The organism is Halorubrum sp. SP9, from assembly GCF_005435015.1.
Lineage (GTDB): Archaea > Halobacteriota > Halobacteria > Halobacteriales > Haloferacaceae > Halorubrum > Halorubrum sodomense.
The window spans coordinates 1-207 of the sequence record NZ_SGXU01000839.1; the positions used below are offsets into that span (position 1 = coordinate 1).

Annotated in this window: 1 pseudogene; it reads right to left on the reverse strand. The window is 68.6% G+C overall.

Features of this window, described 5'->3' with window-relative positions:
• Positions 1–207: pseudogene (locus EXE45_RS19495) on the reverse strand (AI-2E family transporter); the annotation flags it as partial.

Below are 207 nucleotides of genomic sequence, written 5' to 3' on the forward strand. Positions count from 1 at the left end.
GGTACGCCGCGAGCAGCTCGTCCATCGTCGGGTTCGACAGCTCCGCGAGGTCGCCGATCACCGAGTTCTCCGCGCCGATGGTGTCGGCCACCGGGTACGTCTCGATGAACCGCCGCGCCTCCAAGATCAGCAGCACCAGCGTGTAGCTCACGAGGCCGATGAGCGGGACGCCGATGACCGACAGCGACACGACCGCGCGGATCCGGG